Genomic DNA, 15890 nt, shown 5'->3' with positions numbered 1-15890 from the left:
GTCACTCACCGCGCACCACCTGGCCCCCGCCACGGGCCCACCGCTCGCACACCGCACACCACCCGGCGAGCAGCACGCCGGCCAGGCACCAGCTGCCGAGGACGTCCAGCGGCCAGTGATAGCCCCGGCGCACCAGGCCGATGCCGACGCCCGCGTTGAGCAGGATGACGAACACGACGGTGACCGGGGCCGTGGCCGTGGCCGTGATCGTGGCCGCGGCGGTGGGCGTGGCCGAGGCCGTGGCCGTGGCCGTGGGCGGGGTTGTGGCCGCGGGACGGTGCGGACGGGCGGCGGCCGCGCCGTCGTCGCCGGCCCGCATCACCCGCCGGCCGCGGAGCAGCAACAGCCCGGCCACGCCGTACGCCACGGCCGCCGTGGCGCCATGGCCCGACGGATAGAAGGCGGGCGCAGCGCCGGCCATCTGCGGCGGGCCAGGCCGGGCGAGCCACAGCTTGAGCGGGACGACCAGCGCGGGCACCGCGGCCAGTGCGAGGCCGGCGGCGAGCGGCGGCAGCCACCAGCGCACCGGAGCAGAGCCGTGGACGGTGCCCTCGACGCCCTCGACGCCCTCGACGCCCTCGACGCCCTCGACGCCCTCGACGCCCTGGCTGCCCAGCCACCCCGTCCACCCCACCCACACCATGACGACCAACAGCACCGGCAGTGCCACGGCCGTATTGCCGAGATCGGCGAAGAACTCGGCGAGTCCGGCGGGGATGCTCCCGGAGGCGACGATGCGGCCGAGCCGTTCATCGAGGGTGCGCAGCGGGCCGTGACCGGCCACTTGCCAGGTGAGCACCGCGAAGAGCAAGGCGCTGAGCAGACCGGCCGTCAGCGGCGAGATGCGCAGGAAGCCGTGACCCGACGGGCCGGCGGAGGGGAAAAGGGTCGGCCGCCTCGGAACAGGGGGGGTGGTTCCGAGGCGGCCGCGCTGACCGGTGTCCCGCGCGCCCCGGGGGGTATGGGGCGGGCGGACATCCGATCGGTGAGGATTCCCGGAACTCCCTGTGACAGGGGCACCGGTGTTGTGCGCGAGGGCACGGCCTGATCGGAACCGGGGAAGTGCCGACCGGGCGTCGCCCGCAGTCCCCTGCGAGCGGGGTGTTTCTCTCATCTGCAGGAACCGTACGGCACCGCGAGCGCCCCGGACAGTCGCATTACCCGGCCGCCATCGGCCCCGCACATCTTCTTCACGCGATGCCTCCAGTTACGCGCGTCCGCACGGAAATGAGCAGAGAAATGGGCACAGAACGGGGTACGTGTCCGGCGCGTCCACGGGGGCGGCCAAGGCGCGTCCACGGGTACGAAGCGGGCGCGGCCCCGGAGCGTCGGCGGGCGCCGAGGGCAACCGCGGATCTCGGCGGATCGCGGCGGATCGCGGCGGACCGTGGCCGGTCACGGCGGACCGTGGCCGGTCACGGCGCACCGCCGCGCACCGCCGCGCACCGCCGCGCGCCACCGCGCAGGCCTTTCCCTCCGGATGAACGGGCGCGGCCCGGGACGAACGGGCGCGGGCGCGGCCCGGGACACGGGAGAAGCCGTGTCCCGGGCCGCGCCGGGGTTCTTGCCGCCCCGTCGTCGTGTCCGCGGGCGTCCGTTGCGTGCCGCCTCAGAGCGAGGCGAAGGCGCCTTCGAGGATGTCCAGACCCTCGCCCAGCAGGTCCTCGCCGATGACCAGCGGCGGCAGGAAGCGCAGCACGTTGCCGTACGTACCGGTGGTCAGGACGAGCAGGCCTTCCTGGTGGCAGGCCTTGGCCAGCGCGGCGGTGGCCTCCGGGTCGGGGTCCTTGGAACCGGACTTGACCAGCTCGATCGCGATCATCGCGCCGCGGCCGCGGACCTCGCCGACGATGTCGTACTTCTCCGCGATCGCGTTCAGCCGGGCCTTCATGACCTCGCCGATCCGGCGGGCCTTGGCGTTGAGGTCCTGCTCGCGCATGGTCTCGATCGAGCCCAGCGCCGCGGCGCAGGCCACGGGGTTGCCGCCGTAGGTGCCGCCCAGGCCGCCCGCGTGCGCGGCGTCCATGATCTCGGCGCGGCCGGTGACCGCGGCCAGCGGCAGGCCGCCCGCGATGCCCTTGGCCGTCGTGATCAGGTCCGGGACGATGCCCTCGTCCTCGCACGCGAACCACTGGCCGGTACGGCAGAAGCCGGACTGGATCTCGTCCGCGACGAAGACGATGCCGTTCTCCTTCGCGAAGTTCGCGATCGCGGGCAGGAAGCCCTTGGCCGGCTCGATGAAGCCGCCCTCGCCGAGCACCGGCTCGATGATGATCGCCGCGACGTTCTCCGCGCCGATCTGCTTGGTGATCTGCGAGATGGCCTGGTCGGCGGCCTCCTGCGCACAGTTCTCCGGGCCGGTCAGCCAGCGGTAGGGGTAGGCCACCGGGACGCGGTAGACCTCGGGCGCGAACGGGCCGAAGCCGTGCTTGTACGGCATGTTCTTGGACGTGAGCGCCATCGTCAGGTTCGTCCGGCCGTGGTAGCCGTGGTCGAAGACGACGACGGCCTGGCGCTTGGTGTGCACACGGGCGATCTTGACGGCGTTCTCCACCGCCTCCGCGCCGGAGTTGAACAGCGCCGACTTCTTCGCGTGGTCGCCCGGCGTCAGCTCGGCCAGCAGCTCACAGACCTCGATGTACGGCTCGTACGGCGCGACCATGGCGCAGGTGTGGGTGAAAGCCTGGAGCTGTGCGGTGGCCCGGCGGACGACCGCCTCCGCGCTGTTGCCCACCGAGGTCACCGCGATGCCGGAGCCGAAGTCGATCAGCGAGTTCCCGTCCACGTCCTCCAGGACGCCGCCGCCCGCGCGCTTGACGAACACGGGCAGCACGGCGCCGACGCCGGCGGCCACCGTGGCCTGCTTACGGGCCCACAGCTCCTGCGACTTCGGGCCGGGGATCGCGGTGACGACGCGACGCTCCTGGGGGAGGGCCGGGCCTCCGGACAGTTCGGTCATGGCAGTCTCCTGGAGTGGAACGGGGGACGTACAGAGGTGTTGTTCTCGCAGGCTAGGGGCGGCCGGGCGGGTCTGGCATGTTCCGTTCGGGAGAAGTGCGCGTGTTGCGTTGTCCGCACCGGACATAGCGGCGGGCCGCGGCCAGTAGATTGTGCGGCGGCGCGCCCGGCAGCGGCGGACACCAGCGCGGGCATGACAATGGCACCGCGTCCGCACGACGCGGCCGGCGGCACCAGGACGCAGCAGGCCACGGCTCAAGGGGGACAAGGGGCACCGGATGGACACCGAGGGCACGCACGACGCACAGCACACCGCTCCCCAGCGGCCGGACGGAGCGCACCGACCCGAACCCGCGGTACCGCGCCCCGCGGCACCGCCCGCCCCGCCGGCCGCCGGGCCGCGCACCCCGCCACCGCCCGCCGCCCCGCCGACCGTGCCGACCATGCCCGCCACCCCGCCGGGCGCCGCGCCCCGTGGCTCCGCGGCCTTGGAACCGGCGCTGCTGAGCTGGCTGCGTACCCCGCGTCCGGGCGCCGCGCCCGGCGTCTGGACCTACGGTCACCGGCCCCGTCCCGCGCAGGAGTCCGACCGGGTCCCCGGACGGCAGCTCATCATCGGCGCGGTGATCTCGTTCCTGTGCGGGTGGCTGCTGTGGTCGTTGCTGTGGAACGGATACCTCGGCGGTTACTGGCTCTGGCCGCTGCTGCTGCTCACCCCGGACTCCTGGCGGTCGGCCGGCGGCGACAAGATGGTCTACGTCTGGGCCACCTATCTCTACTACGGGCTGGTGCTGGCGCTTCTGGTCGTCGTCTTCGGCCGTATGGGCCGCTGGCCGGAACTCGTCCGCCGCTTCCTGGCACCGGTCCTCGGCCGCTTCCGCAGCCGCGGCCCCGCCGTGCCCAGGCCCCAGCCCGCCGCTGACCGCGCGCAGTGGCCCGACCTGCGGGCACACGGCGCAGCGGACGCCGCCGACAAGCTCACCGCCGAGGCGCGGGCCGGCCGGATGAACGATGTGGACGTGGCCAGGATCGAGCGCGCCTGGCGCTCGGTGCGGTCCGGCAAGAACTCCCTGGCCTCCTTCACCGACACCGTGCTCCGGCACGGGGCGGCGGCCTGTGCGCATCCCTCCGGGCGGCGCGACCTGCCGCGGCGGACCGCCCACCACGATCTGCTCGCCCACCAGGTCCGTATCGGCACCGCCGCCGACCACCAGCGCAACCCGTATCAGCACCGCGGCGCCGGATGCGCGCTGGATCCGGGGGTGTTGGGCACCTCGCTGCTGGCGGTCGGGCCCGCCGGCAGCGGTAAGACCACCCGGGTCGTCAAGCCGGTGGTGGAGTCGATGTGTCTGCAGGCGCTGGCCGGACAGTCCGCGGTGATCGCCGTCGGACCGGCCGGTTCCGACCTCGGTCCTGACGAGGCGTTCGACGTGGTGGTCAGGGTCGGCCGCCCGGATCCGGACTGCGACCTCGACCTGTACGGCGGCACGACGGACCCCGACGAGGCGGCCGGGATCCTGGCAGAGGCACTGGTCGGCGATCTCGCCGGGCAACTGCCGGGCGGTGACAGCCGACGCGCGGCGACCGCGCTGGCCCAGTTGCTCGGCCCCTTCCGCGCCGCCCATGACCGCTTCCCCACCGTTCCTGAGCTGCGCGAACTGCTGGACGGCGCCCCCTCGGCGATGTCCGCGCTGCGCACCGCCCTGCAGGACGGCGGCGCTCAGACCCTGCTGCGCGAACTCGACGCCCGGGTGCGCCAGTCGGAGCGCCCCGGCGATCCCGGCGTGCTCCTCGCCGACCGCCTCGCCCTCCTGGACCGGCCCGCCTTCGCCGCGTTCTTCGACCCCACGGGAGGAACCCGCCAGGTCTCCCTGCGCGCCCTCGACCATCCGCTGCGGGTCCGTATCGAATTGCCCGAGCGCGGTCACGCGGAAGCGTCACGGATCCTCGCCCGGCTAGTTCTGGCGCAGTTCACCGAGTGTGCGGTGGCCCGCGCCGACCGCTCGTTGTTCGCCTGTCTGGTGCTCGACGAGGCCGCCCACACGATCACGGCCGAGGCGCTGCGCGGTCTGCAGCGGCTGCGCTCGGCGAACGCCGGCGCGGTGCTGACGCTGCGCTCTTTGGACGACATCCCCGATGCGCTGCGCGGCACGCTGCTGGGCACCGTCGGCTGCCGGATGGCGTTCGCGGGCGTGACGACGTGGGACGGCGCCCGGTTCGCCGAGGTGTGGGGCAAGGAGTGGGTGGAGACCCGTGATGTCACGGACCGTCAGATCATTGCGGAGGGTGCCGCGATGAAGGCGTTCCACCTCTTTCGTCACCTGGTCACCGGCAAGGCGGTCACCGCCAAGGCCGTCACCGTGCGCACCGTGGAGCGCGAGCGGTGGTCCGCCTCTGATCTCGCCAATGCCGTTCCCCCCGGTCATGCGGTCCTCTCCGTGACCTCGGTGGCCGGGGAGCATGCGCCGCCGGTGCTGGTGGATCTGCGGTCCTGAGGGCGGTGGGCGCCGGTCGGCCGGCCGGTCGGTGATCGGTCGGTGGTCGGTCGGTGGTCGGTGGGGCGACGGGGGTGGCAAGGCCCCGTCGCCCCTCGTCGGGGGCCCGTGCTCGCCGGGCCGGGTGGATTTGGCCGGAGCGGAGCTCCCCCGGATTCCTCCGCTGAGGCAGAATCGGCAGTGGCCGTTCATACGAGGCGGCGTAAAGAATCGGTCTGTGACCGGTCGGTGGCCGGTCGGTGGCCGGTTGCCGGCCGGTCGTTCCTCGCAGTCGTCGACGCCATGAAGGTTCCATGCCGCACACCCTCGCTTCCCTGGTCAACCACACCGCGCTCAAGCTGACCGTGCTCGCGGGGGAGGGGCGGCTGGAGGTGCCGGTGCGCTGGGCGCACGCCAGTGAGCTGATCGATCCGGTGCCCTATATGGAGGGCGGGGAACTGCTGCTGATCACCGCGCTCAAGCTGGACGCGGAGGACGCCGAGGCGACCCGCAGGTATGTGCGGCGGGTCGCGGAGGCCGGGGTCGTCGGGCTGGGATTCGCGGTCGGGGTCAATTACGAGGGCGTTCCGCAGGCACTGGTGGAGGCGGCCGGGGAGCAGGGGCTGCCGCTGCTCGGGGTGCCTCGCAGGACCCCGTTCATCGCGATCAGCAAGGCGGTCTCGGCCGCCGTCGCCGCCGACCAGTACCGCGCGGTGACCGCGGGGTTCGAGGCGCAGCGGGAGCTGACCCGGGCGGCGCTCAGCGCCGAGGGGCCGGCCGAACTGCTGGCCCGGCTCGCGGCGCACCTGGACGGCTGGGCCGCGCTCTACGACGCGTCGGGCGCGGTGGTGGCCGCCGCCCCCGACTGGGCGGCCCGCCGCGCGGCCCGGCTCGCCGACGACGTCGGGCGGCTGCGCGAGCGGCCCGCTCCCGCCAGCTCGGTCGTCAGCGACACCGACGGCGACGACCGGGTCGAACTGCAGTCACTGGGCACCGGGCGCCGGGCCCGCGGTGTGCTCGCGGTCGGGACCGGTGCGCCGCTCGGCACGGCCGAGCGCTATGCCGTGCACTCCGCGGTCGCGCTGCTCACCCTGACCACCGAGCGGTCCCGGGCGCTTCAGGACGCCGAGCAGCGGCTCGGTGCCGCGGTGCTCAAGATGCTGCTCGCGGGGGAGCCGGACCATGCACGGGCGGTGGCGGGCCGGCTCTACGGCGGGCTGCTGGACGCGCCGTTCCGGATGGTGGTCGCGGAGGCGGTGGCCGGCGAGGAGCAGGCGTCGGCGCCGGCCGCGGGCGTCGGGGCATCGGGCGTCCTCGACGGGCTTGCCGATGCGATGGACTCCGCGGCCGCGCGGACCGGTGAGGCGGTGCTCGCGGTGCCGGACGGCAGCCGGCTGATCGTGCTGGTGGCGGACGGCGGGGCGGCCGCGGACGCCTGTGCGGCGTACGCCGCCGCGGCCGAGGCCCGCACCGGTGCGCAGCCGCGGTCGCGTGGCCGGGCGGGGCGGGCCGAGGCGGGTCACACGGAGCGGGTGGCCGTCGGACTGTCGGCGCCGACCGGGCCGATGGCCGCCGCGAACGCTTACCGCCAGGCCGAGCAGGCGCTGTCGGTGGCCCGCCGGCGCGGCCGTGCGCTGGTCGAGCCCGAGGACGTGGCGGCCGGTTCCGTGCTGCCGCTGCTCGCCGACGACGCCGTCCGCGCCTTCGCGGACGGGCTGCTGCGGGCGCTGCGGGAGCACGACGCCCGGGGCCGCGGTGATCTGGTGGCCTCGCTGCGCGCCTGGCTCGCCCGGCACGGCCAGTGGGACGCGGCCGCCGCCGACCTGGGCGTACACCGCCACACCCTGCGCTACCGGATGCGGCGGGTGGAGGAGATCCTGGGCCGCTCGCTGGACGACGCGGATGTCCGGATGGAGCTGTGGCTGGCGCTCAAGGCGACGTCGGGCGCACCGGGGGAGTAGCTCGTTCCCAGGGGGAGTGAGGGCCGGCCTGCCGGCAGGCGCTCCGTACGTCCCCTGCACCGCGCCCGTACGCTCCCTCCGCCCCCTCCACGCGGTCCGGACACCTTCTCCACGGCGGTCCGGACACCTCCTCCGCCGCGGTCCGGACACCTTCTCCGCCGCGGTCCGGACACCTTCTCCGCCGCGCTCCGTACGCCCCCTCGCCTCTCTCCACCGCGCCCCGTACGTAGCCCGTACGCTCCCCTCCACCACGGAGAGACGGCCCCACCGATTACTACGCTTCGGACAAACGCCACGGCGCCGCCGCACCCCTACCGTGGATCCCGAGTCAAAACCGCAGAGCCGCTCCCTGAGCCATGCGCATCACCCACCACTTCTGAAGGGCCGGGTTCCACTGTGCCGATCCCCACTGATGCAGCCCCCACCGCCTTTTGGCTCGCCGGCCGCGAGGCCACCGGCGAGGCCACCTTCGACGTCACCTCTCCCTGGGACGGACGCCTCGTCGGCACGGTGAGCGTCCCCACCGAGGCCCAGGTCGAGGAGGCCATCGCCGCCTCCGTCGCGGTCCAGGACGAGCTGGCCGCGACCCCCGCGCATGTGCGGGCCGCCGCGCTGGACCATGTGCACCGCCGGCTGGTGGAGCGTACGGAGGAGATCGCCCGGCTGATCTCCGCGGAGAACGGCAAGCCCATGAAGTGGGCGCGCGGCGAGGTCGGCCGGGCGATCTCCGTGTTCCGGTTCGCCGCCGAGGAGGCCCGCCGCTTCAACGGCGGCGAGGCGCAGCGCCTGGACACCGACGCGGGCGGCGCCGGCCGGCTCGCCCTGACCCGCCGCTTCCCGCGCGGCACGGTCCTGGGCATCGCCCCGTTCAACTTCCCGCTGAACCTCTGCGCCCACAAGATCGCCCCGGCCATCGCGGCCGGCGCCCCGATCCTCCTCAAGCCGGCGCCGGCCACCCCGCTCTCCGGCCTGATCCTCGGCGAGCTGCTGGCCGAGACCGAGCTGCCGGCCGGTTCCTGGTCGATCCTCCCGGTGCCCAACGACCGGATGCCGGCGCTGGTCCGGGACGAGCGGCTGCCGGTCGTCTCCTTCACCGGCTCCGAGAAGGTCGGTTACGCGATCCTCGACTCGGTGCCGCGCAAGCACTGCACGCTGGAGCTCGGCGGCAACGGCGCGGCCGTCGTCCTGCCGGACTTCTCCTCCGAGGCGGACCTGGACTGGGCGGCGCAGCGCATCGCCACCTTCTCCAACTACCAGGGCGGTCAGTCCTGCATCTCGGTGCAGCGGGTGATCGCCGACGCCTCCGTCTACGACCGTCTGGTGCCCAAGATCGTGGCGGCCGTCGAGGCACAGGTCACCGGCGACCCGTCGGACGACGCGACCGAGGTCGGCCCGCTGGTCGACGAGAACGCCGCCAAGCGCGTCGAGAGCTGGGTCGACGAGGCCGTGGAGCGCGGCGCGAAGCTGCTCGCGGGCGGAAAGCGCGACGGCGCCTCCTACGCGCCGACCGTGCTGGAGAACGTGCCCGCCGACGCCACCCTCGCCTGCGAGGAGGCCTTCGGCCCGGTGCTCACCCTCAAGAAGGTCGACGGGGAGGCGGAGGCCTTCGCGGCCGTCAACGACTCCAAGTTCGGCCTTCAGGCCGGCGTGTTCACGCATGACGTCCAGACCGCCTTCCGCGCCCACCGCGCGCTGGAGGTCGGCGGCGTGATCGTCGGCGATGTGCCGTCCTACCGTGCCGACCAGATGCCGTACGGCGGCGTCAAGCAGTCCGGTGTGGGCCGCGAGGGCGTGCGGTTCGCGATGGACGACTACACCTACGAGCGTGTGCTGGTCCTCACCGGCCTCGCGCTGTAACCTCCGCCCGATCCGATCCGATCCGATCCGATCCGATCCGACCTGGTCCGGACAGGTGGACAGCGGCGGCCGTCCCTTGGGCCGTCACACCAACCGGACCCGGCCGGCGCCCCGGCGCCGGCCCTCGACGCGGCGCGCTCCGGCACCCTGTTTCCGGAGCGCGCCGCGTCCCCCGTTTCCGGCATCACCTCTCCCGTCATGCCGGATCTTGACGGTAAGCGGCACGGGGCCCTCCCTTCCTCCTGTCTGAGAGGGAGTCGCGGCGGTCCCCCGGGGGAGGTGCAGGGGCCCCGTGTACAACCAGCGCGGTATGCCGTACCCCCCGAACGGCGGAGGGCGGCGAGCGGCCCCGGGCCGGTGCCAGGGGGGTATGTCCCACTTGGCATGGAGTGACCTTCCGTGCGGCTCTCTCCCGCCACCTCCCGTGGTGCAACCCGCGCGGATCGGGTAACTCTCACAAGTAGCGCTGTCCAGCGGCCGACCGGCCCGCCGGCGCTGAACTCCCGATCCCGCGGCGAGGTGAGCTCCTGATGACCGCTCCATCCATCCGCAACGTTTCCGAGCGCGAAGCACGCCAGGTCGCCGAGGCGGCCCGCGAGCAGGACTGGCGCAAGCCCAGCTTCGCCAAGGAACTGTTCCTGGGGCGCTTCCGGCTCGACCTCATCCATCCGCACCCCACCCCCGCGGTCGACGACGTACGCCGTGGCGAGAAGTTCCTCGCCACGCTGCGCGACTTCTGCGAGAGCGAGATCGACAGCGCCCGGATCGAGCGGGAGGGAAAGATTCCGGACGAGACCGTGCACGGGCTCAAGGAGCTCGGCGCGTTCGGCATGAAGATCGACGCGAAGTACGGCGGCCTCGGACTCACCCAGGTCTACTACAACCGCGCCCTGTCCCTGGTCGGCACCGCCAGCCCCGCCATCGGCGCGCTGCTCTCCGCGCACCAGTCGATCGGCGTACCGCAGCCGCTGAAGCTGTTCGGCACCAAGGAGCAGAAGGAGACCTTCCTGCCGCGCTGTGCCCGTACGGACATCTCGGCGTTCTTGCTCACCGAACCCGACGTCGGCTCGGACCCCGCCCGGCTGGCGACCCTGGCGGTCCCGGACGGCACGGACTACATCCTCGACGGGGTCAAGCTGTGGACCACCAACGGGGTGGTCGCCGACCTGCTGGTGGTGATGGCGCGGGTGCCCGCCTCCGAAGGGAACAAGGGAGGCATCACGGCCTTCGTCGTCGAGGCCGACTCGCCCGGCATCACGGTCGAGAACCGCAACGCCTTCATGGGCCTGCGCGGCCTGGAGAACGGCGTGACCCGCTTCCACCAGGTACGCGTCCCCGCCGCCAACCGGATCGGCCCCGAGGGCGCCGGCCTGAAGATCGCCCTCACCACCCTCAACACCGGCCGGCTCTCGCTGCCCGCGATGTGCGTCGGCTCCGGCAAGTGGTGCCTGAAGATCGCCCGGGAGTGGTCCGCGGCCCGTGAGCAGTGGGGCAGGCCGGTCGCCAAGCACGAGGCCGTCGGCGCCAAGATCTCCTTCATCGCCGCCACCACCTTCGCCCTCGAAGCGGTCGTCGACCTCTCCTCCCAGATGGCCGACGAGAACCGCAACGACATCCGCATCGAAGCCGCCCTCGCCAAGCTGTACGGCTCCGAGATGGGCTGGCTGATGGCCGACGAGCTGGTCCAGATCCGCGGCGGGCGCGGCTACGAGACCGCCCCCTCGCTCGCCGCCCGCGGCGAACGCGCCGTCCCCGCCGAGCAGATGCTCCGCGATATGCGCATCAACCGGATCTTCGAGGGCTCCACGGAGATCATGCACCTGCTGATCGCCCGCGAGGCGGTGGACGCCCACCTGTCGGTCGCCGGGGACCTCATCGACCCCGACAAGTCGCTCGCCGACAAGGGCCGGGCGGCGGCCAAGGCCGGTGGGTTCTACGCCCGCTGGCTGCCCAAACTCGTCGCGGGGCCCGGCCAGCTCCCGCGCACCTACCAGGAGTTCGGACAGCTGGCCGGCCATCTGCGCTACGTCGAGCGGACCTCCCGCAAGCTCGCCCGCTCCACCTTCTACGCGATGTCCCGCTGGCAGGGCCGGATGGAGACCAAACAGGGCTTCCTCGGCCGGATCGTGGACATCGGCGCCGAACTCTTCGCGATGAGCGCCGCCTGCGTACGGGCCGAGTACCTGACCGAGACCGGTGATCACGGCCGCGAGGCGCAGCAGCTGGCCGACGTGTTCTGCCGGCAGGCGCGGATCCGCGTCGAGGAGCTGTTCGGCCGGCTGTGGAGCAACACCGACGAACTCGACCGCAAGGTCGTCGACGGGGTCCTCGACGGCAGCTACACCTGGCTGGAGGAGGGCATGATCGACCCCAGCGGCGACGGCCCCTGGATCGCCGATGCCACCCCGGGCCCGAGCCGGACGGACAACGTCCGGCGGCCCGTTCGCTGAGCGGCCCGCGGCTTTCCGCACCCCGGGGCCGGTCCGGAAGCCCGGACCGGCCCCGGGGCATGCGGCCCACAGCGCTGAGCGGGCACGCATGATCGGCATGACCCGCCCTGGGTGTCCGCGGCCCCCCGGCGACCGGCCACAATGGACCACATGACGGACTCCCTCGCCCACCCGCATCTGCGCTTCGAGCCGGCCGCCGCCGATTCCGACGGCCCGAGCGGCCCCCGTTCCCTCGTCATCCTCGGCTCGACCGGGTCGATCGGCACGCAGGCGATCGACATCGTGCTGCGCAACCCCGACCGGTTCCGGGTGACCGCGCTCTCCGCGGCCGGCGGCCGGGTCGAGCTGCTCGCCGACCAGGCGCACCAGCTGCGGGTGAGCGCCGTGGCCGTGGCGCGCGAGGACGCGGTGCCCGCGCTGCGCACCGCGCTGGCCGACCGCTACGGCGCGGGCGAGCCGCTGCCCGAGATCCTGGCCGGCCCCGACGCGGCCACCGAGCTGGCCGCCTCCCCCTGCCACACCGTCCTCAACGGCATCACCGGCTCCATCGGGCTCGCCCCGACCCTGGCCGCCCTGAAGGCGGACCGGGTGCTGGCACTCGCCAACAAGGAGTCGCTGATCGTCGGCGGCCCGCTGGTCAAGGCCGTCGCCGCGCCCGGCCAGATCATCCCCGTCGACTCCGAGCACTCCGCGCTCTTCCAGGCGCTGGCCGGCGGCGAGCGCGCCGAGGTCCGCAAGCTCGTGGTCACCGCCTCCGGCGGCCCGTTCCGCGGCCGTACGAAGCGGGAGCTGGCCGCGGTCACGCCCGAGCAGGCACTCGCCCACCCCACCTGGTCGATGGGCCCGGTCGTCACCATCAACTCCGCGACCCTCGTCAACAAGGGCCTGGAGGTCATCGAGGCGCATCTGCTCTTCGACGTGCCGTTCGACCGCATCGAGGTCGCCGTCCACCCGCAGTCCTACATCCACTCGATGGTGGAGTTCACCGACGGCTCCACCCTCGCCCAGGCCAGCCCGCCCGATATGCGGATGCCGATCGCGCTGGGCATCGGCTGGCCCGAGCGGGTCCCGGACGCCGCACCGGGCGTGGACTGGACGAAGGCGCAGACCTGGGAGTTCTTCCCGCTGGACGAGGAGGCCTTCCCCTCCGTCCCGCTGGCCCGCCACGTCGGTGATCTGGGCGGCACCGCCCCCGCCGTCTTCAACGCCGCGAACGAGGAATGCGTGGACGCGTTCCTCCAGGGCGGGCTGCCCTTCACAGGGATTGTGGATACGGTCGCCGCAGTGGTCTCCGAGCACGGGACGCCGGCCAGGGGAACTTCCCTGACGGTTGCCGACGTCCTCGAGGCGGAAACCTGGGCGCGCGCCCGCGCCCGCGAACTGGCCGCCCGTGCGGCACGGACACCTTCGGAGGCTCGCGCATGACGACCTGGATGACCATCCTCGGCATAGTCGTCTTCGTCGTCGGTCTGCTGTTCTCCATTGCCTGGCACGAGCTCGGTCACCTCTCCACGGCCAAGCTGTTCGGTATCCGCGTGCCGCAGTACATGGTGGGCTTCGGGCCGACGGTCTTCTCCCGTAAGAAGGGCGACACCGAGTACGGCATCAAGGCCGTTCCGCTCGGCGGCTACATCCGCATGATCGGGATGTTCCCGCCCGGCGACGACGGAAAGCTGCAGGCCCGCTCCACCTCGCCGTTCCGCGGCATGATCGAGGACGCCCGCTCGGCGGCCTTCGAGGAGCTGCAGCCCGGCGACGAGAAGCGGCTCTTCTACACCCGCAAGCCCTGGAAGCGCGTCATCGTGATGTTCGCCGGGCCGTTCATGAATCTGATCCTGGCGGTCGTGATCTTCATGAGCGTGCTGATGGGCTTCGGCATCAACACCCAGACGACCTCGGTCGGCTCCGTCTCGGACTGTGTCATCTCGGCCGCCGCCAAGACCGACAAGTGCCCGCACGGCGCCAAGGACTCCCCGGCCAAGGCCGCGGGCCTGCGCGCCGGCGACAAGATCGTCTCGTTCAACGGCCACGCCGTCCCGGACTGGGGCGCCCTGCAGCAGCAGATCCGCGACACCACGGGTCCCGCCACCCTCGTCGTCGAGCGGCACGGCGCACGGCAGACGCTGCACGCCGACCTGATCGAGAACAAGGTCGCCAAGACCGACGGCCACGGCGGCTATGTCCCCGGACAGTTCGTCACCGCCGGATTCCTCGGCTTCACCCCGGCCAGCGGTGTCATCCAGCAGTCCTTCGGCCAGTCCGTCGACCGCATGGGCAACATGGTCGAGCAGGGCGTCTCCTCGCTGATAAGCCTCCCCGCGAAGGTCCCGGACCTGTGGGACGCGGCCTTCAACGGCGGCGAGCGCAAGCAGGACTCCCCGATGGGCGTGGTCGGCGCGGCCCGGGTCGGCGGCGAGGTCTTCTCCTTGCACATCCCGCCGGAGCAGCGGGTGGCGACCATGCTCTTCCTGGTCGCCGGCTTCAACCTCTCGTTGTTCCTGTTCAACATGCTGCCGCTGCTGCCGCTGGACGGCGGGCACATCGCCGGCGCCCTGTGGGAGTCCGTCCGGCGGGCCTTCGCCAAGATCGTCCGGCGTCCCGACCCCGGCCCCTTCGACGTGGCCAAGCTGATGCCGGTCGCCTACGTCGTCGCCGGGATCTTCATCTGCTTCACGCTGCTGGTGCTCGTCGCCGACGTGGTGAACCCGGTGAAGCTGACCTAGAAAGCACGTTTGGCGGCGGCCGGGCACCTCCGTGGCGTTTGGAGGTGTCCGGCCGTCTCCTTTCGTGGCGGCACAGGGGCGCGATGTGCTCATCGCAACGCCCGTGACGTAATCTCGAAGACCGGAGCCCGCCGTTGCGGGGCCTAGATCCACACCTTGGGGTTGCTCGCCAGATGACTGCCATTTCACTGGGAATGCCGGACGTACCGACCAAACTTGCCGACCGCCGGGTCAGCCGCAAGATCCAGGTCGGCCCGGTCGCCGTGGGCGGAGACGCACCGGTCTCGGTGCAGTCGATGACGACCACGCGGACGTCCGATATCGGTGCCACACTGCAGCAGATCGCCGAGCTGACGGCCTCCGGCTGCCAGATCGTCCGGGTCGCCTGCCCGACGCAGGACGACGCCGACGCGCTGCCGGTGATCGCCCGGAAGTCGCAGATTCCGGTCATCGCGGACATCCATTTCCAGCCGAAGTACGTCTTCGCCGCGATCGACGCCGGCTGTGCCGCGGTCCGCGTCAACCCCGGCAACATCAAGCAGTTCGACGACAAGGTCAAGGAGATCGCCAAGGCGGCCTCCGACGCCGGCACCCCGATCCGGATCGGGGTCAATGCCGGCTCCCTGGACCGCCGCCTGCTGCAGAAGTACGGCAAGGCCACCCCCGAGGCGCTGGTCGAGTCCGCGCTGTGGGAGGCGTCCCTCTTCGAGGAGCACGGCTTCCGCGACATCAAGATCTCGGTCAAGCACAACGACCCGGTCGTGATGGTCAACGCCTACCGCCAGCTCGCCGCCCAGTCGGACTACCCCCTCCACCTCGGTGTCACGGAGGCCGGCCCCGCCTTCCAGGGCACCATCAAGTCCGCCGTCGCCTTCGGCGCACTGCTCAGCGAGGGCATCGGCGACACCATCCGCGTCTCGCTCTCCGCGCCGCCCGCCGAAGAGGTCAAGGTCGGCATCTCCATCCTGGAGTCGCTCAACCTGCGCCAGCGCCGGCTGGAGATCGTCTCCTGCCCCTCCTGCGGCCGCGCCCAGGTCGATGTCTACAAGCTCGCCGACGAGGTCACCGCGGGCCTGGACGGCATGGAGGTGCCGCTGCGCGTCGCCGTCATGGGCTGTGTCGTCAACGGCCCCGGCGAGGCCCGCGAGGCCGACCTCGGCGTCGCCTCCGGCAACGGCAAGGGACAGATCTTCGTCAAGGGCGAGGTCATCAAGACCGTCCCCGAATCGAAGATCGTGGAGACCCTCATCGAAGAGGCCATGAAGATCGCCGAGCAGATGGAGAAGGACGGCATCGCCTCCGGCGAGCCGACCGTGGCCGTCGCCGGCTGACCCGGCGCCGCCCGCGGTCCCCGAGCCCCGCCGCCCGCACCGGGCCGCGGGGCTCGCAGCTGCCCGGGACAATCCGTCCCCGGCGCCCGGGTGCTCCCGCGCAGGTGGAGGTAAAGTGCCAGAACCTGCTCCCGCC

Annotated in this window: 9 protein-coding genes; 7 read left to right on the top strand and 2 right to left on the bottom strand. The window is 72.5% G+C overall.

Translation table 11 applies throughout. The features are described 5' to 3' along the window. Position 1 precedes the first annotated feature (1 nt). Positions 2-799 (bottom strand): phosphatase PAP2 family protein, encoded by a 798-nt coding sequence (locus ACGFR7_RS17730; protein ID WP_393319578.1) that lies wholly within the window; start codon positions 797-799, stop codon positions 2-4. An 810-nt stretch (positions 800-1609) separates the two neighbouring features. Then, positions 1610-2959: a 4-aminobutyrate--2-oxoglutarate transaminase gene (gene gabT / locus ACGFR7_RS17725; protein WP_393319575.1), complete on the bottom strand. Its 1350-nt coding sequence runs from the start codon at positions 2957-2959 to the stop codon at positions 1610-1612. 277 nt (positions 2960-3236) lie between these two features. Between gabT and ACGFR7_RS17720 the strand changes: the two genes are divergently transcribed. The 7 genes from ACGFR7_RS17720 to ispG all read left to right on the top strand — a co-directional run bounded on the left by ACGFR7_RS17720 (position 3237) and on the right by ispG (position 15754). Beyond that, a complete protein-coding gene (locus tag ACGFR7_RS17720) occupies positions 3237-5453 on the top strand; it encodes an ATP-binding protein (RefSeq protein ID WP_393319572.1) in 2217 nt (738 codons plus the stop codon). Positions 5454-5746: 293 nt separating this feature from the next. Beyond that, entirely contained in the window at positions 5747-7393 is a 1647-nt protein-coding gene (locus ACGFR7_RS17715; protein WP_393319569.1) for a PucR family transcriptional regulator, read from the top strand. 396 nt (positions 7394-7789) lie between these two features. Beyond that, on the top strand, positions 7790-9250 hold the full coding sequence (locus ACGFR7_RS17710; protein ID WP_393319566.1) for an aldehyde dehydrogenase family protein: 1461 nt from the start codon (positions 7790-7792) through the stop codon (positions 9248-9250). A 530-nt stretch (positions 9251-9780) separates the two neighbouring features. Further along, positions 9781-11700 (top strand): acyl-CoA dehydrogenase family protein, encoded by a 1920-nt coding sequence (locus ACGFR7_RS17705; RefSeq protein WP_393319563.1) that lies wholly within the window; start codon positions 9781-9783, stop codon positions 11698-11700. Between the two features lie 150 nt (positions 11701-11850). Then, entirely contained in the window at positions 11851-13125 is a 1275-nt protein-coding gene (gene dxr, locus ACGFR7_RS17700; RefSeq protein ID WP_393319560.1) for a 1-deoxy-D-xylulose-5-phosphate reductoisomerase, read from the top strand. Further along, positions 13122-14423 carry a M50 family metallopeptidase gene (locus ACGFR7_RS17695; protein WP_393319558.1) on the top strand — a complete coding sequence of 434 codons (1302 nt, stop codon included), beginning with the start codon at positions 13122-13124 and terminating at the stop codon, positions 14421-14423. Before dxr ends, ACGFR7_RS17695 begins: the two co-directional genes overlap by 4 nt. A 173-nt stretch (positions 14424-14596) precedes the next feature. Further along, the gene (gene ispG / locus ACGFR7_RS17690; RefSeq protein ID WP_393319555.1) at positions 14597-15754 is read left to right on the top strand and encodes a flavodoxin-dependent (E)-4-hydroxy-3-methylbut-2-enyl-diphosphate synthase; all 1158 of its coding nucleotides are present in this window, start codon (positions 14597-14599) and stop codon (positions 15752-15754) included. Positions 15755-15890: the final 136 nt, after the last annotated feature.

The organism is Streptomyces sp. NPDC048516 (genome assembly GCF_043199875.1).
GTDB lineage: Bacteria > Actinomycetota > Actinomycetes > Streptomycetales > Streptomycetaceae > Streptomyces.
This window is presented reverse-complemented; position numbering and strand designations above follow the sequence as displayed.